General features: G+C 46.7%; 22 protein-coding genes. 3 read left to right on the forward strand and 19 right to left on the reverse strand.

All coding sequences use genetic code 11. The features are described from left to right. Positions 1 to 63 precede the first annotated feature (63 nt). Entirely contained in the window at positions 64 to 1,641 is a 1,578-nt protein-coding gene (gene serA, locus J6600_RS10870; protein WP_209387396.1) for a phosphoglycerate dehydrogenase, read from the forward strand. 46 nt (positions 1,642 to 1,687) lie between these two features. Here the strand turns inward: serA and J6600_RS10875 are convergent, their stop codons facing one another. From J6600_RS10875 to J6600_RS10940, 14 genes are all read right to left on the reverse strand, one after another. Beyond that, positions 1,688 to 2,791 carry a sugar dehydratase gene (locus J6600_RS10875; RefSeq protein WP_481748173.1) on the reverse strand — a complete coding sequence of 368 codons (1,104 nt, stop codon included), beginning with the start codon at positions 2,789 to 2,791 and terminating at the stop codon, positions 1,688 to 1,690. Next, a complete protein-coding gene (sigX, locus tag J6600_RS10880) occupies positions 2,727 to 3,311 on the reverse strand; it encodes an RNA polymerase sigma factor SigX (RefSeq protein WP_014418276.1) in 585 nt (194 codons plus the stop codon). The genes J6600_RS10875 and sigX overlap by 65 nt, the downstream gene beginning before the upstream one ends. A gap of 190 nt (positions 3,312 to 3,501) precedes the next feature. Then, complete coding sequence (locus J6600_RS10885) at positions 3,502 to 5,283, reverse strand: ATP-binding protein (protein ID WP_007409435.1); 1,782 nt, start codon at positions 5,281 to 5,283, stop codon at positions 3,502 to 3,504. Next, the gene (gene resD / locus J6600_RS10890) at positions 5,280 to 6,002 is read right to left on the reverse strand and encodes a DNA-binding response regulator ResD (RefSeq protein ID WP_003153397.1); all 723 of its coding nucleotides are present in this window, start codon (positions 6,000 to 6,002) and stop codon (positions 5,280 to 5,282) included. Before resD ends, J6600_RS10885 begins: the two co-directional genes overlap by 4 nt. A gap of 81 nt (positions 6,003 to 6,083) precedes the next feature. Then, complete coding sequence (ccsB, locus tag J6600_RS10895) at positions 6,084 to 7,259, reverse strand: c-type cytochrome biogenesis protein CcsB (protein ID WP_003153395.1); 1,176 nt, start codon at positions 7,257 to 7,259, stop codon at positions 6,084 to 6,086. A gap of 18 nt (positions 7,260 to 7,277) precedes the next feature. Continuing rightward, positions 7,278 to 8,906, reverse strand: coding sequence for a cytochrome c biogenesis protein ResB (gene resB / locus J6600_RS10900; RefSeq protein ID WP_209387397.1), 1,629 nt, complete (start codon positions 8,904 to 8,906; stop codon positions 7,278 to 7,280). Next, positions 8,903 to 9,442 carry a thiol-disulfide oxidoreductase ResA gene (gene resA / locus J6600_RS10905; protein WP_014418277.1) on the reverse strand — a complete coding sequence of 180 codons (540 nt, stop codon included), beginning with the start codon at positions 9,440 to 9,442 and terminating at the stop codon, positions 8,903 to 8,905. The genes resB and resA overlap by 4 nt, the downstream gene beginning before the upstream one ends. 84 nt (positions 9,443 to 9,526) lie before the next feature. After that, complete coding sequence (gene rluB / locus J6600_RS10910; RefSeq protein ID WP_007612296.1) at positions 9,527 to 10,261, reverse strand: 23S rRNA pseudouridine(2605) synthase RluB; 735 nt, start codon at positions 10,259 to 10,261, stop codon at positions 9,527 to 9,529. A gap of 93 nt (positions 10,262 to 10,354) precedes the next feature. Beyond that, a complete protein-coding gene (gene spmB / locus J6600_RS10915) occupies positions 10,355 to 10,891 on the reverse strand; it encodes a spore maturation protein SpmB (RefSeq protein WP_015240119.1) in 537 nt (178 codons plus the stop codon). Between the two features lie 4 nt (positions 10,892 to 10,895). Beyond that, entirely contained in the window at positions 10,896 to 11,486 is a 591-nt protein-coding gene (locus J6600_RS10920; protein WP_003153385.1) for a nucleoside recognition domain-containing protein, read from the reverse strand. Further along, a complete protein-coding gene (locus J6600_RS10925) occupies positions 11,474 to 12,625 on the reverse strand; it encodes a D-alanyl-D-alanine carboxypeptidase family protein (protein WP_173613484.1) in 1,152 nt (383 codons plus the stop codon). The genes J6600_RS10920 and J6600_RS10925 overlap by 13 nt, the downstream gene beginning before the upstream one ends. Before the next feature lie 112 nt (positions 12,626 to 12,737). Further along, positions 12,738 to 13,223 carry a DUF3907 family protein gene (locus J6600_RS10930; RefSeq protein WP_003153380.1) on the reverse strand — a complete coding sequence of 162 codons (486 nt, stop codon included), beginning with the start codon at positions 13,221 to 13,223 and terminating at the stop codon, positions 12,738 to 12,740. A gap of 89 nt (positions 13,224 to 13,312) precedes the next feature. After that, the gene (gene scpB, locus J6600_RS10935) at positions 13,313 to 13,906 is read right to left on the reverse strand and encodes an SMC-Scp complex subunit ScpB (RefSeq protein WP_007409428.1); all 594 of its coding nucleotides are present in this window, start codon (positions 13,904 to 13,906) and stop codon (positions 13,313 to 13,315) included. Then, the gene (locus J6600_RS10940) at positions 13,896 to 14,651 is read right to left on the reverse strand and encodes a segregation/condensation protein A (protein WP_007409427.1); all 756 of its coding nucleotides are present in this window, start codon (positions 14,649 to 14,651) and stop codon (positions 13,896 to 13,898) included. Before J6600_RS10940 ends, scpB begins: the two co-directional genes overlap by 11 nt. Positions 14,652 to 14,858: 207 nt before the next feature. Here J6600_RS10940 and J6600_RS10945 point away from each other — a divergent pair, with 207 nt between their 5' ends. Together J6600_RS10945 and J6600_RS10950 are read left to right on the forward strand one after the other, a co-directional pair. Next, a complete protein-coding gene (locus tag J6600_RS10945) occupies positions 14,859 to 14,948 on the forward strand; it encodes a YjcZ family sporulation protein (protein WP_003153376.1) in 90 nt (29 codons plus the stop codon). A gap of 87 nt (positions 14,949 to 15,035) precedes the next feature. Continuing rightward, on the forward strand, positions 15,036 to 15,557 hold the full coding sequence (locus J6600_RS10950) for a DUF309 domain-containing protein (protein WP_061862346.1): 522 nt from the start codon (positions 15,036 to 15,038) through the stop codon (positions 15,555 to 15,557). Between the two features lie 65 nt (positions 15,558 to 15,622). Here J6600_RS10950 and ribT read toward each other — a convergent pair whose 3' ends face one another. The 5 genes from ribT to ribD form a co-directional block, all read right to left on the reverse strand. Then, a complete protein-coding gene (ribT, locus tag J6600_RS10955; RefSeq protein ID WP_003153373.1) occupies positions 15,623 to 15,997 on the reverse strand; it encodes a GNAT family N-acetyltransferase RibT in 375 nt (124 codons plus the stop codon). A 116-nt stretch (positions 15,998 to 16,113) separates the two neighbouring features. Further along, a complete protein-coding gene (ribH, locus tag J6600_RS10960) occupies positions 16,114 to 16,578 on the reverse strand; it encodes a 6,7-dimethyl-8-ribityllumazine synthase (RefSeq protein WP_003153372.1) in 465 nt (154 codons plus the stop codon). Positions 16,579 to 16,610: 32 nt separating this feature from the next. After that, on the reverse strand, positions 16,611 to 17,807 hold the full coding sequence (locus J6600_RS10965) for a bifunctional 3,4-dihydroxy-2-butanone-4-phosphate synthase/GTP cyclohydrolase II (protein WP_003153371.1): 1,197 nt from the start codon (positions 17,805 to 17,807) through the stop codon (positions 16,611 to 16,613). A 14-nt stretch (positions 17,808 to 17,821) separates the two neighbouring features. After that, positions 17,822 to 18,469: a riboflavin synthase gene (gene ribE / locus J6600_RS10970; protein WP_007409425.1), complete on the reverse strand. Its 648-nt coding sequence runs from the start codon at positions 18,467 to 18,469 to the stop codon at positions 17,822 to 17,824. Beyond that, positions 18,450 to 19,565 carry a bifunctional diaminohydroxyphosphoribosylaminopyrimidine deaminase/5-amino-6-(5-phosphoribosylamino)uracil reductase RibD gene (gene ribD, locus J6600_RS10975; RefSeq protein ID WP_061862348.1) on the reverse strand — a complete coding sequence of 372 codons (1,116 nt, stop codon included), beginning with the start codon at positions 19,563 to 19,565 and terminating at the stop codon, positions 18,450 to 18,452. Before ribD ends, ribE begins: the two co-directional genes overlap by 20 nt. Positions 19,566 to 19,664: the final 99 nt, after the last annotated feature.

A 19,664-nucleotide genomic window follows, 5' to 3' on the forward strand; every position in this document is an offset into this window, starting at 1 on the left:
CTCTATTGAGAATATGATAAATTATCAGATATTTAGTCAGCTAAACTAGGAGGAAATCTAACAATGTTTCGAGTTTTGGTCTCAGATAAGATGAGCAATGACGGCTTAAAGCCGCTGATGGAATCAGACTTTATAGAAATTGTTCAAAAAAACGTCGCGGATGCAGAAGATGAATTACATACCTTTGATGCCCTGTTAGTCCGCAGTGCCACGAAAGTAACCGAAGATTTGTTTAAAAAAATGACTTCTTTAAAAATCGTCGGCAGAGCCGGTGTCGGCGTAGACAACATCGACATCGATGAGGCCACAAAACATGGAGTTATCGTGATAAACGCGCCGAATGGAAACACCATTTCAACTGCAGAGCATACATTCGCGATGATTTCTTCATTAATGAGACACATTCCGCAAGCCAATATCTCAGTAAAATCAAGAGAATGGAACCGGACGGCTTTTGTCGGGGCGGAGCTCTACGGAAAGACTTTAGGCATTGTCGGTCTGGGCCGGATCGGAAGCGAGATTGCCCAGCGCGCCAGAGCGTTCGGTATGACGGTTCATGTATTCGATCCTTTCTTAACCGAAGAGAGAGCCGGCAAAATCGGCGTAAACAGCCGGACATTCGAAGAAGTGCTTGAAAGCGCGGATATCATTACCGTCCACACGCCTTTAACAAAGGAAACAAAAGGACTGCTTAACAGAGAAACCATTGCCAAAACAAAAAAAGGCGTCCGTCTTATCAACTGCGCAAGAGGCGGCATTATTGATGAAGCAGCGCTTTTGGAAGCGCTGGAAAGCGGCCATGTCGCAGGCGCTGCCCTTGACGTGTTTGAAGTGGAACCGCCTGTTGAATCAAAACTTCCCGACCATCCGTTGGTGATCGCCACACCTCACTTAGGCGCTTCAACGAAAGAAGCACAGCTGAATGTCGCGGCACAGGTTTCTGAAGAAGTGCTGCAGTTTGCAAAAGGTCTGCCTGTCATGTCAGCGATCAACCTGCCTGCGATGACGAAAGATGAATTCAAAAAAATCCAGCCTTATCACCAAATTGCCGATAAAATCGGAAGTCTCGTGTCACAATGTATGAAGGAACCCGTCAAAGATGTTGCGATTCAATATGAAGGCACCATCGCCAAACTTGAAACATCATTTATTACAAAAAGCCTGCTGTCCGGTTTCTTAAAACCGCGTGTAGACTCAACGGTCAATGAAGTGAACGCCGGCGGTGTAGCAAAAGAACGCGGAATCAGCTTCAGCGAGAAGATTTCCTCCAATGAATCAGGATATGATAACTGCATCAGCGTAAAAGTGACCGGAGACCGGAGCACATTTACGTTAACGGCTACGTATATCCCTCACTTCGGTGAACGAATCGTTGAACTGAACGGCTTTAATATTGACTTAAATCCTGCCGGCCACCTCGTTTATATCCAGCACCAGGATACGACTGGTGTAATCGGACGCGTCGGACGCATCCTCGGCGATAACGATATCAATATCGCTACCATGCAGGTAGGCCGTAAAGAAAAAGGCGGAGAAGCCATTATGATGCTTTCTTTTGATAAACATTTAGATGATAAAGTCGTCAATGAGCTGACTTCAATTCAGGATATTGTTTCCGTTAAACTGATTGACCTTCCGTAACCAACAAAAAACCCAAAACATTCATATGTTTTGGGTTTTTTTACGTTTAATGGCTTGGAAGCGGATTAGGCGCGGCAGGCACAGCGATAGGTTTTGTCACATCATAATTACCGATTTTCTTTGTATGCGCATGTGTGAACAGCACCTCAGAATAACCGAATTCCTTCGCAGTTAACAGAAGCCCTTCGATCATTAAAATCCCTTCCAGCGAATCTTCAACCTTATGTTTTTCGGACAATTGAATCCGCAGCTGCTCACCGTCTTCCCTTTCCGATACCGATGCAATCGCATCTGCTTCTATAATGCTCGCGGTCTGTGAGCCTCCGTCTGTTGTCTTCATCCCGTCAATAGCCTGATATACTGAATAATAGGTTTGTTCAGACGGGATGAGATACTCTTGTCCCAGACTGTCTCTGTAAGAAAAATACGCCCGGTTTGTCTGTTTATGTACGGACATCTCAGCGGAAATGCCGTAAGATTTATAAAAATCCTGTCCGGCTCCGTTTTGAACCTTTTTCAATTTAATCCGCTCGTAAGGACTCCATGTCAAAGTCTCTTTCAGCATCTTTTTCAATAAGTCAGCATCGGCAACTGATTCGATAGAAAGCCGTCCGTTTACCTGCACAAGCAAATCCTTCTTATCCGACGTTACCTGCACACCGTCCAAAAGGTTCGGCACAGACAGGAAGGATTCGGGCACTTCTAGGTTTTCCGCTTCGGATAAAGCCTCTGAAACCGATTCATCCGGCTTCTTTTTTTCAAAACTGACCGGAATGACGGCGGATGTTTCTGAATCGGCAAATGCCAAAGTAATGTAATTGTTTTTGTTTTGGTTTGAGACGACGAACGTCTTCTGATCCGGCGGCTTAACAGAAGCTGACTGACTGGCTTTTTCAGTCTGGCGGCTGTCAGCGGTCAGATCACCGGAAGATTTGTTTGTCATCAGGTGAGGAGATATAATCAGAGCGATGCACAATGCGCAGACGCCGGCTGCGGCGGGGCCGATCCAGCTTCGGGCCGGCTTTTTCCTGTACGGTTTACCTGTTTCAATATTCCGGTAAATGGCCTCGGGTGAACGATGATCTCTAACCGCCGGAAGTTGTCTTAACAACTCCTCTACTCTTTCTTCGTTCCAATATGACTTCATCATCCATTAGCTCCTCCCTCAAAAGCTCCATCTGTTTCCGAAGTATTTTGAGCCCTCTGTGTTGGGTCGTTTTGACTTTGCTTTCCGAGAAGCGGAGAGCGGCGGCTGTTTCCTGAATGGAATATCCCTGAATAAATCTCAAGATAATAACAGCTCTTTGATCAATGGTGCAATGATCAAGCGCGGTATAAATTTCCCGGACGTTTTCATGCTGTACGGCGAGTTCGTCCGGAAGCAAATGCTGATCTCTGACATCTTGTGTATCCCAATCAAACGTACCCATAATACGCTGTCTGATCGTCTGCTGCTTGCGGAACCAGTCAATCGCCACATGGCGTGCGATGGACAACAGCCATGTTTTTTCACTGCTTCTTCCTTCAAATGTATGATAGGAATTCAAGACGCGGATATACACTTCCTGCGCCAAATCTTCAGCCTGCGACTTATCTTTTACCATATAAAATAAAAATTGATATAAATCTTGATGGTATGCATCATATAATATCTGAAAGGTTTCTTCCATGGGAAACCCCTCCGTTCACTTTTTTGTCGTAAAAATGCGTTGAAAAGTTACATTACAACTATATTACGAGAAACTGGAATTTGGAAGGGAATTTATATTAACATATTCTTAAATTTTTAAAGGAGAAACAAATAAAAAACACCCGCAGAACATGCGGGTGTTTCGTATGGAACAAGATTGTTCGTCAATTTCAGACGTCATCCTGCACTTTTGTCGGAATATAAAATGTAAACGTCGTCCCTTTGTCGATGCTGCTGTGAACCGCAATTGAACCGCCGTGGGCTTCCACGATATTTTTTACGATGGCGAGTCCGAGTCCGGTTCCCGCCCTGCCTCTTGTTCTTGCTTTGTCCGCTTTATAAAAACGTTCAAAAATAAAAGGCAGGTCCTCTTCCGGTATTCCCGAGCCGGAATCTTTGATATCGATTTTCAGTCCGTCTTTTACGGTCTGAGCCGCGATATGAACGCTTCCGCCTGACTCCGTGTGGCGCAGCGCATTATCTATAAGGTTGGTAAACACCTGTTCCATTTTATCTTCGTCAAAGACACACTCCGGCTGAGACACCGAGATGTCTTCTGTGAGCGAAACGCCTTTTTCCTTCGCTACCCCGGAAAATTTGCGGGAGATCTTCTCCAGAAATTCATGCAGGTTTACCGTTTCATAGTGCAGGCCCGTATGTCCGGATTCCATTCTGGCCAAATCCAGCAAATCATTGACGAGCCGGCCCATGCGAAGAGATTCATCATAAATGATCTGCGCGATTTCTTTTTTCTCCTCTTCTGTGCTTGCAATGTCGTCCACTATTGCTTCGCTGTATCCCTGCAGCATAGAAATCGGGGTTCTGAGCTCATGACTGACATTGGCAATGAAGTCTTCACGCAATTTATCCAGCCTGCGCTCTTCGGTCATATCACGGAGCACGGCCACGGCGCCGCGGACGTGTGATTCCGCATAAAGAGGCGACATCAATAAAACCCATGACCTTCCTTGAAGCGTCATTTCAATCATTTGCTCTTTTTCCGTGTTCACTGCATTTTGAAATAGCTCTTTTGCTTCAGGGGGAAGGTTGTCTCCTTCTTTAATGTTCATGTTCTGCTCATAATACCATGCCTGCAGAAAACGTTCGGCCGGCGGGTTGGTCACCAAAATGGTGCCGTCGATATTAATGGTAATGACACCGTCTGCCATACTGCTTAAAATATTGGACAGCTGTTCTTTTTCCTGATTCAGCGCGTTAATATGGAAATTGAGCTGCCGTCCCATCTGATTAAAGGCAATAGCCAGTTCCCCGATTTCATCTTGGGTCAGAATCGGAATTTTTGTATCAAACTTTCCTTTCGCCAAGTCTTGGGCGCCTTCCCGCATTTTCCGAAGGGGATATGTCACCCTGCTGGATAAAAAGAACGCGAAAAACGTTGTCAGGACGATGGCAATGCCCGCCGCAAGAAAAATATAGCGTGTTGTATGTTTCGTCGTATCTTTGACGGCAAGCAGCGATTGGGATAAAAAGACCATGCCTTTTTTGCCGTCTTTTTCATACGGCACTCCGACGATCAGCCGTTCGTTATCCGAACCGGCATTGTTGGGGACCGCGCGTTTACTTACTTTTTTGCGGTCTGTCAGCGCCTTGTGCAGATCCCGGTCATGTTTGATCTGCTCTAATGTAATAGAGGATAAATGATTATCGTCATTGGGCGAATACCAGACATGCTTATCATCCTGAATGATCGCGATGCTCGTTAAATTGTCCGCCAGTTCCCACGTGATGGATCTGGCAAGCGGCTGGTCTTCATGATTTTCTATTATGACCGCAATTTTATCGGCAAGCTGCGTTAAATCTTTTTCCGCTTCTTCAACGTGGTAATTTTCTATAAATTCCAGAAGCAGCACCGTTAAAATAAATAAAACAATTAACACGAGTGAAAGAATGGTAAACCAAAGCTTTCCTACTACGCTTTTCCAAAACTTCATTCAGCGCCTACCTCAAATTTGTATCCAACTCCCCATACGGTGACGATTTTTTTCGCCGCTCCCGGGGACACTTTATTTAATTTTTCACGGAGCCGTTTGACATGGGTGTCCACCGTTCTGAGGTCTCCGAAAAATTCATACTGCCACACTTCTTTTAAAAGCTTTTCCCTGTCGTACACTTTGTCCGGTGTTTTCGCCAGGAAGTACAGCAGTTCATATTCCTTCGGCGTCAGGCTCACCTCTGTGCCGTCCGCAGTCACCCTGTGAGCATCGTGATCAATAGATAGATGCGAAAAGACGAGCACATTTTTTGTCGGGGTATTGGCTGTCAGATAAGATGTTTGGGAAGCCCTTCTTAAAAGCGCCTTTACCCGAAGCACCACTTCTCTCGGGCTGAAAGGCTTGACGATATAATCGTCCGTACCCGCTTCAAACCCCTGGACGCGGTTGGCTTCTTCCCCTTTTGCCGTCAGCATGATAATCGGCGTCGCTTTTTTTTCTCTGAGCTGCCGGCATACTTCTATTCCGTCCGTTCCCGGCATCATTAAATCCAAGAGCACCAGATCATAATCTGATGCCAGCCCCATTTTAATGGCCTCGTCGCCGTTTTCCGCTTCTTCAATCACATAGTTTTCCCGTTCAAGGTACATTCTTAAAAGGCGTCGAATTCTGGCTTCATCATCTACTACTAATATTTTAGTTTCATTTGTTTGATCCATCGTTTTCCCCCTGCTTTCCTTCTGTTACTTTCATTTTAACAAACTGTGCGGCAGCTTGAGAACTGTATCGGCTTTTTGCATCTATGCGTACGAATGAAGTCCGGCAAGCACGAGATTCACAAAAATTAAGTTAAACATAATAATGGCGAAGCCGATGACGGCAAGCCACGCGGACTTTTCGCCATGCCAGCCTCTTGACAGCCGCAAGTGCAAATACGCTGCGTAAAATAAAAAGGTGATCAGCGCCCATACTTCCTTCGGGTCCCAGCCCCAAAAACGCGTCCATGCAAGCTGCGCCCAAATCATCGCAAACACAAGCGCGCCGAGTGTGAATACCGGAAAACCGATAGAAACAGCGCGGTAGCCGACTTCATCGACCAAGTCCAGATTCACATTTTTGACGAGCGGGCTGATAAGAGCGCTGATTCTCTTTCTGAATATCAGCCTGAGCGCACCGTATAAAACGAGACCTGCGCCAAACGACCAGATCACCGTATTGACCTTTCTGCCTGAAAAAATGGCCGGAAGCTCAATAAGCGGCTTCATTGCGCCTTCCGTAAGCAGTTCTCCGTCATGCGGGCCGACAAGCGCAGGCATATCATATATCATGACGCTTTTGGCCTCTTTTTTATCCACCCAATTAAATTCAGCTTTGTAGTCCGCCAGCCGGAATGCCGACGTGACGGCGATAAATGCCACGGTCGTCACGAGTATAAACATAATGACTTCAAGCCAGAACGTTTTTTTGCCCGGTCTGGATTGGTCGACATGCTTTAACAGGAAAATGACGCCGGCTACAAAACTGATCGCAAGAATCGCCTGCCCGAGAGCCGCCGTTGTGACGTGAATGTACAGCCAATTGCTCTGCAGTGACGGAATAAGCGGCGTGATGTCTGTCGGAAACATGCTTGCATATGCGATAAGCAAAAGCGCGATAGACAATGTGAACATGCCTAATGAAGGCAGTCTGTAAATAAAGTAAATAATAATAAAAGCGAGAACAAGCATCATGCCGAATGACGTCGTAAATTCAAACATATTGCTGACAGGCGCATGTCCGCTTGCTGACCATCTCGCAATGAAGTAGCCGAGATGACAAAGAAATCCGAAAATGGTTAACGTGATTCCGATAGCCGACCAGCGGCCCTTACCGTCCTTAGCACCTTTTGTTCCCCGGATGGCGCCGCCGAAAACCGGGACGGCAATTAAATAAATCAAAAAGGCAGCATAAAGAAAATTTGCGCTCAGCTCCGCCATGACACCACTCCTTTTTCACTAGGCCTGATTTTTGGCCAATTCTTTTTGATCGGCCGGCTCTTGAATCCCGGTCCCGCTAAGAACAAATTCGATATCCTTTTTCAGACCGAACCAGTTTTTGTTCGTATGTCCCGCCACAAGCACTTCATGATCACCTGTTTTGATCCAGATCCTTCTGTGCTGCCAGTACATTCCTTGAATGACGCCGATCATAAAGATCGCGCCGCCGACGGCAAGCACCCATAAGGTTAAGTCTTTTCTGACGGTGAGTCCTGTAATGTTTTTCGTTTCCACATGGTCGAATTTTAATTTGTACTTGTTACTTTCGGAACCTTCAACAGTCTGCTGAATCGCAACAAAACTTTTCTCCCCTTTCGGCTTGTCAGGAGCCGTGATTTTAAAGACAAAAGCCGGATTGTTAGGAACCTTCGTTTTCGTGCTCGGTTCTCCGTCCTTGTTAAAATAAAAATCAGGAAGATAACTGGCGATCTGCACTTTGTAACCGTTACCAAGATCATAGTCCGTGTCGGGATCAAGAAGATTGATCTTCAGTTTGCCGAATGACTGTTTTGTTTTTTGGTCGATCAGCTGAAATACCATCTGATCGAGCTGGTTTTCTTTATAGTCCACCTGATACACAGAATAGGAGTCAAAGCGCAGCGGTTCATTGACGCGGATATTGTTTTCTTTGACTCTTTTAAGCTTCGGCTTTTCACCGAATACAATGTCGCCTTCCCTCTTGTACAAAACCGCGTCCGTTGTGAAGGATTTGGCGACTTTGCCGTTTCCGGCTCTGTCAATGGCGTCGGCGAATACTTTTTTCTCAGTGCCTTTGTTATATGTCTGCATCGTGAACCGGTTGTTTTTTAAGTAATACTTGCCGTCAGTGCCGGGGATCTGGGCGGTTTCGCCTTCACGGACCCAGAGCGTTTCATCGACATACATACCGGGTACAAATCTCAGCATGGCTCCGATCAGAAAAATGATCAGGCCGATGTGATTGACGTAGGGCCCCCACCTTGAAAAACGGCCTTTTTCCGCCAGAATGCTTCCCTCTTGTTCTCGCACTCTATAATGCTTTTTTTTCAATCGTGTTCTGAGGCTATCAGCCGCATCCCCGCTCAGCTCGGTTTCTGTCCGGCTGTATAGACGCTGCCTCTTCAAGAAGACCGGATTCCGCCGAACTCCTTGATTTTTCAGTGCCCTGTACAAAGGAATCACCCGATCCAGGCTGCAGATGACCAGTGATATGCCAATGGATGCGATCAGGAGCATATACCACCATGAGCCGTACAGGTGATGAAATCCCAGCAGATAATACAGTTGACCGATTATGCCGTACTGCTGTTCATAATATGTATCCGGCTGGGCGCCCGGCGGCAGATAAGCTTCCTGCGGAAAAACCGTGCCGAAAGCAGACGCCGCCAGAGTAATGACGATCAGCCATATTCCGACTTTTACGGAAGAAAAGAAGTTCCATACCTTATCTACGATTGTTTTGTTATATGTTTGCGAACGCCTTGCGCTGCCGTCGTACCGCATATCCGCAAGCGGCGATTTTTGATCATCAAGCGGCTTCCCGCACGACTCGCACAAAACCGTCCCGGCTGGATTCACGTGCCCGCATTCACATTTGACCTTTTTCATGAAGACGCCTCCGGCTTAATTAAATTCATATAGTCATGAACCATGCGTTCTGTCATCGTGCCGGTCACCACTTTCACGACGTTTCCGTCGGGATTGATCAAAAATGTCGTCGGAATAGGTGATACGCCGTACGCGTCCAGCACTTGCCGGTCAGTATCGAGCGCAACCGGGAAATTGACGCCGTATGTTTTCATAAAATTATGTACTGCAATTTTTGATTCGCCGACATTTACCGCAACCACCTCGACACCGAGGTCTTTAAAATGCTTGTATTGATTCTCCATGTAGGGAAATTCCTGCTTGCACGGCTCGCACCACGTTCCCCAGAAATTCAGAAAAACACCTTTTCCTTTTAACTGACTCAGTTCTATGAGTCTGCCCTCTGTATCTTTCAGCGCGAAATTCGGGGCTTTGGACCCCTCAGATATACGCTCTCCGTTTGTGTATACGGCATTATAGATGGTATATCCGAGCGCGCAGAGTAAGATGAGAAGGATGCCGGTCCGAATGAATAAACGCCGCCGTTTTTTGTTCATTGTACACTGCTCCCCTCCCCTGCCTGCAAATCCATTCAATTATATCATCAACACGTTTTGTAATTTTTGAAGGTTATGTGAAAATTAGAAAGCGTTTTTACCGTGTTCAGCTAAAGCCCGCAGCCTTTTCACCTCATGCGGCGACAATTCTCTTGCGTCTCCTGTGCGCAGGCCTCTTAAATCTAAAAATGCGTATTCTTCACGTTTTAGTTTCAGCACGTCATGACCGATCGCCTCGAACATGCGGCGGACCTGTCTGTTCCGGCCTTCATGAATCGTCAGCTGAATGATGCTCGTCTGCTTTCTTTTGTCCAGGGAAAGCATTTTCGCTCTGGCCGGCGCCGTCTTGCCTTCTTCAAGCTGAATGCCGCGCTCAAGCTTTCTCAGAAGTTCCTTGGAAGGAATCCCCTTCACTTTGGCGACGTATGTCTTATCAATTTCGTATTTCGGATGCATGAGTTTGTTGGCAAACTCGCCGTCATTTGTCAGCAATAAAAGTCCGCTCGTATCATAATCAAGCCTGCCGATCGGATAAATGCGCTGCGGCACTTCTTTGAAAAAGTCGGTCACCACTTTCCGCCCTTTGTCGTCATCAGCTGCTGAGATCACTCCTCTCGGTTTATAAAGCAGAAAGTACACGGGTTCTTCCCGCTCCACCTTTAATCCGTTTACTTCAATCTGATCAGAACCGGTCACTTTTACGCCGAGCTCTGTTATTACTTTTCCATTCACCTTTACTTTTCCTTCTTTTATCAGCTCTTCCGCCTTTCTGCGTGATGCCACGCCGGCATGAGCAATAACTTTTTGCAGTCTTTCCATGTCGTTCACCTCATGTATAATCTTACTTTTTTCCCCTTGAACAAACAAGCTTTTTCAAGGAGAGTTATTCTGATATATAAAAAGCGCCTGATTTCAGGCGCTTCCAAATAATAACGTAACTATGATGATTGATGCAACCACCCCGATCAAATCAGCAAGAAGACCAACCTTTAAAGCATCCCCCATTTTTTTGATGCCGACCGCCCCGAAATACACCGTCAGGACATACAGCGTCGTGTCAGTCGATCCCTGCATGACCGAGGCCAGTCTGCCGATAAATGAATCAGGCCCGTACACGGCGATCAGATCTGTCGTCATGCCGAGCGCCGCCGTCCCCGAAATCGGGCGGATCAGAGCAAGCGGCACGACTTCTGCGGGAATGCCGATCGCTGTAAAGAAAGGCTTGCACAGCCCCATGACAAAATCCAGCGCGCCTGAGGCCCGGAATACGGTAATCGCCACCAGCATCCCGACCAAATACGGAATGATGGAAAACGCAATCTCAATTCCTTCTTTTCCGCCTTCAACGAATGATTCATACGTCGGCACTTTTTTGATCGTGCCGTATATCAATATACCGGCGATAATAATCGGAATCATGGCTAAAGACAGCCAATTCACCATTTCCATTCGCTTACCTCCCTTTTCTTTTGCGGCGGTACCAGAAGTAGCGGTCAATGAAAATCGCGCCGATTCCCGAAATTAAAGTCGCTAAGATAGTCGGCCCGACGATATCGGTCGGTGATTTCGCCGAGTAAGCCATGCGCACGGCAATGACGGTTGTTGGTATCAATGTAATACTCGAAGTATTTACCGCCAAAAAGGTAATCATGGAACGGCTGGCCTCAGACTTACCTCCATTCAGCTTTTTCATCTGCTCCATGGCTTTAATGCCGAGCGGTGTCGCCGCATTTCCCAGTCCGAAAAAGTTTGCCATGAGATTTGATAAGATGTATCCCATCGCCGGATGATCAGGGGGAATATCGGGAAACAGCTTAGAAATAAACGGGCGGCACATTCTGCTGAATATATCCAAAAGACCGGACTGCTCGGCTATTTTCATCAGGCCGAGCCAGAACACGAGAACGCTCATTAATCCGAACGAGATCGTAACCGCTTCTTTCGCTCCTTTAAAAACGGCTTCATTCACATCCTGCAAGGTACCGTTAAACATCGCAAAGACAAGTCCGATTACCGTCAGACATACCCAGATTAAATTGACCATGACGAACCGCCCGCCGCGCTCATAAACAGGCTCGTAAACGTCTCAATGAAATGCTTTTTCGGTTTTTTATGGCGCTCATTTTCATAATAGACGGGGATCTTGGCGATCACTTTCCCATCATGCATAACAGTCATCCGGCCGACGACATCAGGAATGAGAGAGGCGTCCTTTTTCCAGGCTTTTTTCGGTTTTATTAAGGTTGTGCTGATTTTTACATCGTCGATTTCATCCTCTTTTAACAAATATTTGACATCCCGGGCAATAAAAGCGCGCTTTCCGTAAAACGTCTTTTTCAGCTTCGGAATGCCGCCTTTTTTAGCGACGACATAGGTTTTATAGTGATCAAAGACATAATCAAACATATTCATATGGTCATCCCAGTCATCCGGATCATTTATGGTGACCGCGATGAGATCCGTACCGTCTTTTGAGGCCGTCGAGACGAGCGTCCGTTTCGCGATTTTTGTGTAACCCGTTTTTCCGCCTGTGCTGTAACGGTAGAGCCCAGTCAGAAGCTTGTTTTTATTTTTCCATACCCGGTCCATCGTTTCCGCCTTATACACTTTTGTGCCTGAAACGGTCCGGTATTCCTTGATTTTCATCGCGTATTTAGTCAAAAGCGCCATGTCATACGCCGTTGAATATAAATTTTCATGGTCGTCCAGCCCGTGCGGATTTTGAAATTTTGTATTTTCCATCCCGATTTGCTCGGCTTTCTTGTTCATCATAAATACAAAACCGTCAAGGCTTCCGCCGACATATTCCGCTATTGCCGCAGCGGCGTCATTTCCCGATCTCAGCATAAGCCCGTATACGAGATCTTTCAGCTTTACTTTTTGTCCCGGCTGAAGATAAATGGCTGAGCCTTCCGTTTTTACGGCATTCGGGGAAACCGTTACGGTCTCTTCCATCTTCCCTGATTCAATCGCCAGCACCGCCGTCATGATTTTCGTAATGCTTGCAATCCGCCGCTTATGATGTTCATCCTTGGCGAATAACACCCGGCCAGATGCTCCGTCGATTATAATCGCGCTTTTTGCGCTGACATGTATTTGGGCATGTGCCGTATTGCCGTCTGTAATGGAAAAAAGAATAACAAAAGTCAAAAGAAATACGGCAGCTTTTTTGAGAAAGCGCATGAATGCTCACGTCCTTGTTGTGGGTTTGTACAAGTTTATGCGCATGTCCATGACTTATGAATACCAATTGCATCACTTTCACATAAAAAAACTCTTCCAAAAGGAAGAGTTTTTATCTGACTGATGCCATATTTGAGCCTGATGCTTCATATTGCGCCAATTCTTCCCGCATGCGCAGAAATTCACTGCTGAGCGAAAGCAGAAGGCTCCGCAGCGAATCCGGCACTTGCTGGTAGAATTCAATCGCGCTTTGGCCTGTATAAGCGGCGCGGCTGTTTTCGTACCATGTATCCTTTTTCGGCATGAAAAATTCTTCCACGCACTGATGATACACTTTATACAGCGTTTTTTCCGCTCTCACCTCATGAAACGGCTCCTGCATTAAGAGCCGGCGGCAGGCTTCCTGGGCGCCTTCGCAAAAGACGGTCATCCTCCTCAGCACACTGAGCACGTCGCGGCAGTATGCCTCATCCGCCTCTCCTTGAGCCCGCATCTCCGGCAATGTTGTATGATTTAAATAGCTGCTGACCATCGTGACAACCTCGGCTAAAAATTCACCAGTTTCTTCAGTATGGGCCCTCACAATCGAATTTCCCATTTCCGTCCGTTTCCTTCCTCTCTTTTACTTCGTCATTTGCGTCATTCATCAATGGCCTTTCCCTACTATCGTATGATGAAAAACGATTATTATTTAATATCCTCAAAAGTTTGGTTGAAGTTTTCAAAGAATAAATCGGCTTCCTCCTGGAGAACGTCTTCCTCCGCATTTTCAGGAAGCGGCGGGAGCTCCTCCAATGTTTTTAAGCCGAATTGTTCAAGAAATACCGGTGTCGTGCCGTATAAAATCGCCCGGCCGGGACCGTCGGCGCGGCCCACCTCACACAGCAGCGCTTTTGACACGAGGCTGTGCAGAATCCGCTCAGACTTCACGCCCCGGATATCTTCAATTTCCGCCCGTGTGATCGGCTGCTTGTACGAAACGATCGCCAGCACTTCCAAAGAAGCCTGTGACAGCCCTTTTGACGGCACTTCAATTAGTTTTTTCAAATAAGGCACGAATTCTTTTTTCGTTCCAAGCATATACGTATCCGCATATTCGGTAAGCTCGATGCCCCTGTCATCTTCCTTGTACTGAGCGGCCACTTCTTCCATGATTCCGGCCAGTTCCGCTTCTTCTATTTCAAGCACCGTCACCAATTGCTTTTTGGTCAGCCCTTCATCACCCGCCGCATACAGCAGGGCTTCCACAATTGCTTTCCAATTCACGATATCAAGCGCCATGAATGGATTCACTCCCCGTAATGTATATATCTGAAAAGTTTTCTTCCTGTTCAATGATAATCTGCTGATTTTTCATCAGCTCCAGGACTGCTAAAAACGTCACGACGAGATGGTCCTTTTGCCGAGAAGGAAAAAGCTCCGTGAAGTTTATTCTTCTCCCCGCCGTTTTTAAGCTTTTTACGATTTCGTTCATTCTGTCTTCAATCGGTATTTCCTGCCTTGTAATGGTCGTTTCTTTCGGCCGCGTGATTTTTTTACGCTGAAGCACCTTTTGAAACGCGCCGATCATGTCATAAACGGTCACCGACAGTTTCTGCTCGGTCTGTTTGATTTCTTTTGCATACTCACTTAAATCACTCGGCGGCTTTGTAAATGACTTTTGTCTTTCTTCTTCCCGCTCTTTTAAATCCTTCGCAGCGGTTTTATACTTTCTATACTCAATCAGCTTTTCAATCAGCTCGTCCCGAGGGTCTTCTTCTTCAAGCATTTCGTCTTCAAACAGCTCTTCTTCTTGTTTCGGAAGCAGCATTCTGCTTTTAATGCTGAGAAGCGTCGCTGCCATGACCAGATATTCACTGGCGACATCAAGTTCAAGCTCTTGCATTGTATGTACATATAATAAATATTGTTCAGTAATGGTTGCCACGGGTATGTCGTATATGTCGATTTCAAGACGGTTAATCAGATGAAGCAGCAGGTCCAATGGGCCTTCAAACGTATCAATTTTCACTTGATATTCTACCATTATCTCACCATTTTCAATATCACTCTCATTGCCGGAAAAACTGGCTACCCTTTAGTATAATCCACCGAAATGCTCTCGTCCAATACTTTTATACACGTCCTCCGTTATTTAGAAAATACTGAAAAAGAAGATATACGCCTATACCTTTAAAGGCGGATGCACATATGATAGCCGTGTAAACTTGAAACAAAGGGAGGCTGATTTCACATGAGCGGAGCTTGTTTCGGCGGGGGTTTTGCATTAATTGTCGTTCTGTTTATTTTGCTCGTTGTCGTAGGAGCATCTTACATCTGCTAGTTCCTCAGGCTTCGGACACCAAGCCGCTCTTTTTTCCTTTTCATAACGCTGTGGTACACTGGTTTTAGCATAAAAGGAGGAAGCGGCTTGTATCCTAAAGCTTATATCGGCTTTTTGGCCGAATTTCACGCATCAAGAGATTATTTTGAGTGTCATGAACTGTTAGAGGAATATTGGAAAGAAAGCCCGGCTGAAAAGCGGAGCATTCATTGGGTCGGCCTGATTCAGCTTGCCGTCGCTCTGTATCACCAGCGCAGGGGAAATGAAGCCGGGGCGAAACGGCTGATTGCCAACAGCTTACGTATTCTCCGGTCTGAAAAGCAGGCGGTCTGTTCTCTCGGTCTCAGCCATCCGAAGCTGATTGAGCTGATAGAAACGCTGTCAGACGATATAGAAGCGGGCCTGCCTTACAGAAGTGTTATGCTGCCGATTACAGATGAAGCCCTGAAAGAAGCATGTCTTGCCGAATGCCGCCGAAAGGGCTATACATGGGGGCAAGACGGCGTATCAGATACCTTTCTTATTCATAAACACCGCCTGCGGGACAGGACGGATGTCATTAAGGAACGCGAACGGGAATTTGAGAGAAGAAAAAAAAGCAGAGGCTGACGGTCAGCCCTGCTTTTTCTATATCAAAACAGCTCCCGAAACCGTGAAGATTCCGGGAGCATTTGTCAGTTATTATATGAGATATCCTGATCTTTTTGATGTTGACAGCGTTCAAAAAAGCTTTGCGTTAATTCATTCGGAACGAGTGCCTCCGTTTTGAACAGACGTTTTAAGGCGTCCATCATTTGCTTTCCGATCCCTTGATGGCGGTGAGAAGGATTCACGCTGATATGCCGGATTTCAACTTCTGAGTCCTTTTTTTCGACTCCGATCGCTCCGACGATATCTTCATCCTCTTTCCAAAGAAAGAGCTGGCGGCCAGTATCCGTTTCATAGTCCTTTATTGTCTGCTGAAGCTGCTTGAGATCTTTTTCATTCGGCATAAATGACAGAAGACCCATCGCAATCTTTTCAAACGATTTTTTATAACGAATTAACATAAAAACCCCTCTATATCCAAAATGTCCATTCATGTCCTATCAAACGGATACATAAAGGCGATCCGTTTCCTCACATTATATCATTTTCGCTGCTGTTTTAAACGCTTTTCAACAAATTATTCAAATGAACGGTTTAAATTTGCCATTTCAATGGCAGATACTGCGCAATCCGCTCCCTTATTTCCGGCTTTTGTTCCGGCTCGTTCGATGGCCTGCTCAATGGTTTCAGTCGTCACAATGCCGAAGATAACCGGGACGCCCGTCGCCGTTCCCGCCTGGGCAATGCCTTTTGCCGCTTCATTGCAGACATAGTCATAATGCGTTGTCGCTCCTCTGATAACCGTGCCGAGCGTAATGACGGCATCGTATTTTTTCGTTTCCGCCATTTTCTTTGCCGCAAACGGGATTTCAAACGCTCCCGGCACCCAAGCGACGTCAATGTCGTTTGATTCTACACCGTGGCGAAGCAACGTGTCTTCCGCTCCGCTTAACAGCTTGCTCGTAATAAATTCATTAAATCTGCCGACAACGATTCCGATTTTAAGTCCTGTTCCTACTAGGTTTCCTTGTATGATATTCATATGTTATCCATCCTTTTTTGTGAGATTTGTTTTTAGAAATGAAGCAGATGTCCAAGTTTTTTCATTTTGGTCTGTAAATATTGCTTGTTATGCTCACTCGCTTCCATTTGAAGCGGCACCCGTTCTGAAATGCTGAGACCGTATCCTTCGAGGCCGGCGATTTTCCGGGGGTTGTTGGTTAAAAGTTTCATATGCTGAACCCCTAAGTCGCGGAGAATCTGGGCGCCGATGCCGTAGTTGCGCAGATCAGGCAGAAAGCCGAGCGCTTCGTTCGCTTCAACCGTGTCATACCCTTGTTCCTGCAATCGGTACGCCTTCAGCTTATTGATTAAACCGATTCCTCTGCCTTCCTGGCGCAAATACAATAGAACGCCGCGGCCTTCTTCAGCAATTTGCGCAAGCGCGGCATGAAGCTGAGGTCCGCAATCACAGCGATGGGATGCAAACACATCGCCCGTCAGGCATTCTGAGTGCACTCTGACAAGAACGGGTTCGCTGTTAAACGGGACATCCCCCATGACAAAGGCGAGATGTTCTTTTCCGTCAACCTCGTTTGTATATCCGTAAACTCTAAACGTGCCGAAGTCAGTCGGCAGCGTAATATCAACTTCTCTGTTCACAAGTGTCGTAATGTTGTAACGGTACTCTATTAAGTCTTTTATCGTAATCATTTTCAGCTGGTGGCGTTCGGCGATTTCGGCTAACTCCGGCACTCTGGCCATTGTGCCGTCTTCATTCATAATTTCACAAATGACGCCCGCTCCCTGAGATCCGCAGGCTTTTGCAAGGTCAACGGCTGCTTCCGTATGGCCGGCCCGCTTCAGGACGCCTCCTTTTTTTGCGATTAAGGGGAAAATGTGGCCCGGACGCTGAAAATCGTCAGACACAGATTCTTCGTTCAACAGCGCCTGAATGGTAAAGGATCGTTCCTGCGCGCTGATGCCCGTTTTTGTCAGCCTGTGGTCAATACTGACCGTAAACGCGGTCTCATGTGAGTCCGTATTATGATCGACCATCGGGTGAAGATCCAGCCGGCCGGCGATGTCTTCAGACAGCGGCGTGCAGATCAGGCCTCTCCCATGGGTCGCCATAAAATTAACCACTTCCGGCGTGGCATGCTCAGCCAGCGCTACGAAATCTCCTTCGTTTTCTCTGTCTTCATCATCGACAACAATGATGACTTCACCTTTTTTCAGCGCCTCTAACGCCTCTTCTATCGGATGAAACATATCGATCTTCCTTTCTAAAAGCCGTTCTCGCTTAAAAAGGCTTCCGTGATAGTTTGATTGCTTTTCGTTTGTTCTGTTTTGTGCAAAAAGCGGTATAAGTATTTGCCGATCATGTCACACTCAATATTTACGGTCGATCCGACTGTTTTCGTCTGAAAAATCGTTTCTGAGATGGTATGCGGAATGATGGATACCGTCACGCTTTCGTCTGATAGACCGAAAATCGTCAGGCTCACGCCGTCTACCGTAATTGAACCTTTCAATACGAGCGTTTTTGTCAATTCCGGCGAAAGTTTTAAATCGTAATAGACCGCGTTGCTTTTTTTCTCGATCCGCGTAATTTCCGCCGTTCCGTCCACATGCCCTGATACAAAGTGGCCGCCGAACCGTCCGTTGGCGGACATCGCTCTTTCCAAGTTTACTTTACTGCCTTTTGACAAGCCGTTCAGCGAAGTGGCTTTCACTGTTTCCGGCATGACATCAACCGTAAATTGATTGTCAGAAAATCCGGTTACGGTCAGGCAGATGCCGTTTACCGCAATGCTGTCGCCAAGCTTCACATCACTTGTCACTTTTGAAGCGGCGATGGTTAATGCCATGGAAAGGCCTGTCTTTTTGATTGCTTGGATCGTGCCTGTTTCTTCAACGATTCCTGTAAACATCGTCACCATCCTTTCCATCTTTAGGTATGGCCGTCAGTTTTATATCCGGCCCGATTTGGGTGATTTGTGTGAATTGTAAATGGGGGACATCTTTCATTGATTGAAAACCTTCACCGGAGATCAAGCTGGGAGCAAGCGTTCCTCCGATTAATTTAGGGGCGAAATAGAAATGAAGCTCTTGAAAACAGCCTTCCTTGACAAAACTTCCGTGTACGGATGCTCCGCCTTCCACATAAACGGACATTATGCCGTTTTCAGCGAGAATGCTGAGCACCTCAGGGACGTGAATGCGGTCTGTTTCCAGCGGAATAACTTTTATTCCGAGTGCGGTCAGCCGGTCTTTCTTTTGCACGTCTGCATCTTTGGCCGTAAATATCCATGTCGGCGCAGCGCCGTCAGTGAGCACATTTGCCGTTTCAGGAATGGTCAGCTTTGTATCGAGAATCACTCTGACCGGCTGCTTCACTGCATCAGGAAGCCTGCAGGTCAGGCTCGGATTATCGGCTTTGACTGTGCCTGCTCCGACAAGAATGCTTTGATGCGATTTCCTGTATTGCTGGGCATCAAGCCTTGCCGCCTCTGATGTAATCCATTTGCTGTCACCGGTTTCAGTTGCTGTTTTCCCGTCAAGGCTCGCAGCCGCTTTCAAGGTGACATACGGAAGTCCGGTCCGCATGAAGTGAAGAAACATTTTATTCAGCTCTTCTGCCTGCTGCCTGAGAAGTCCGGTTTTCACTTCGATGCCCGCTGCTTCCAGCATTCCGATGCCTTTTCCGGCTACAAGCGGATTCGGATCTTTCACAGCGATAAACACCCTTTTTATCCCCGACTTTATTATCAGTTCGGCGCATGGCGGTGTTTTTCCGTAATGGCTGCAAGGCTCCAGCGTCACATACAAATCGGCGCCTTTTGCGTGTCTGCCGGCCATATGAATCGCGTGAACCTCGGCATGCGCTTCTCCGTATTGCAAATGGGCGCCCATTCCGACGATCTGTCCGTTTTTGACGACGACAGCGCCGACAAGAGGATTGGACTGTGTCTGTCCTTCACCGCGTCTGGCAAGTTCTATTGCCGTATTCATATAATATTCTTCCATCGTTATCCCTCCCTTCTTCCACGCAATTTGGCGTCAAAAAAGCCCCGAATGTTTACACAGTTCGGGGCTTTGCCAGTTTTAATCCATAGGAAATAAGAC

The organism is Bacillus sp. LJBV19 (assembly GCF_017797845.1).
Lineage (GTDB): Bacteria > Bacillota > Bacilli > Bacillales > Bacillaceae > Bacillus > Bacillus velezensis.

Coding starts and splice junctions, on each gene's coding strand:
- J6600_RS10965 (WP_003153371.1), bottom strand. CDS start 17,807: ATGTTTCATCCGATAGAAGAGGCGTTAGAGGCGCTGAAAAAAGGTGAA.
- rluB (WP_007612296.1), bottom strand. CDS start 10,261: ATGGAAAGACTGCAAAAAGTTATTGCTCATGCCGGCGTGGCATCACGC.
- ribE (WP_007409425.1), bottom strand. CDS start 18,469: ATGTTTACAGGAATCGTTGAAGAAACAGGCACGATCCAAGCAATCAAA.
- J6600_RS10885 (WP_007409435.1), bottom strand. CDS start 5,283: ATGAAGTTTTGGAAAAGCGTAGTAGGAAAGCTTTGGTTTACCATTCTT.
- ribT (WP_003153373.1), bottom strand. CDS start 15,997: ATGTTAATTCGTTATAAAAAATCGTTTGAAAAGATTGCGATGGGTCTT.
- J6600_RS10930 (WP_003153380.1), bottom strand. CDS start 13,223: ATGGGAAATTCGATTGTGAGGGCCCATACTGAAGAAACTGGTGAATTT.
- spmB (WP_015240119.1), bottom strand. CDS start 10,891: ATGGAAATGGTGAATTGGCTGTCTTTAGCCATGATTCCGATTATTATC.
- resD (WP_003153397.1), bottom strand. CDS start 6,002: ATGGATCAAACAAATGAAACTAAAATATTAGTAGTAGATGATGAAGCC.
- J6600_RS10945 (WP_003153376.1), top strand. CDS start 14,859: ATGAGCGGAGCTTGTTTCGGCGGGGGTTTTGCATTAATTGTCGTTCTG.
- sigX (WP_014418276.1), bottom strand. CDS start 3,311: ATGGAAGAAACCTTTCAGATATTATATGATGCATACCATCAAGATTTA.
- ribH (WP_003153372.1), bottom strand. CDS start 16,578: ATGAATATCATACAAGGAAACCTAGTAGGAACAGGACTTAAAATCGGA.
- resB (WP_209387397.1), bottom strand. CDS start 8,906: ATGAAAAAGGTCAAATGTGAATGCGGGCACGTGAATCCAGCCGGGACG.
- ccsB (WP_003153395.1), bottom strand. CDS start 7,259: ATGGCGGAGCTGAGCGCAAATTTTCTTTATGCTGCCTTTTTGATTTAT.
- ribD (WP_061862348.1), bottom strand. CDS start 19,565: ATGGAAGAATATTATATGAATACGGCAATAGAACTTGCCAGACGCGGT.
- J6600_RS10920 (WP_003153385.1), bottom strand. CDS start 11,486: ATGGTCAATTTAATCTGGGTATGTCTGACGGTAATCGGACTTGTCTTT.
- scpB (WP_007409428.1), bottom strand. CDS start 13,906: ATGGCGCTTGATATCGTGAATTGGAAAGCAATTGTGGAAGCCCTGCTG.
- J6600_RS10875 (WP_481748173.1), bottom strand. CDS start 2,791: ATGATGAAGTCATATTGGAACGAAGAAAGAGTAGAGGAGTTGTTAAGA.
- resA (WP_014418277.1), bottom strand. CDS start 9,442: ATGAACAAAAAACGGCGGCGTTTATTCATTCGGACCGGCATCCTTCTC.
- serA (WP_209387396.1), top strand. CDS start 64: ATGTTTCGAGTTTTGGTCTCAGATAAGATGAGCAATGACGGCTTAAAG.
- J6600_RS10940 (WP_007409427.1), bottom strand. CDS start 14,651: ATGGTAGAATATCAAGTGAAAATTGATACGTTTGAAGGCCCATTGGAC.
- J6600_RS10925 (WP_173613484.1), bottom strand. CDS start 12,625: ATGCGCTTTCTCAAAAAAGCTGCCGTATTTCTTTTGACTTTTGTTATT.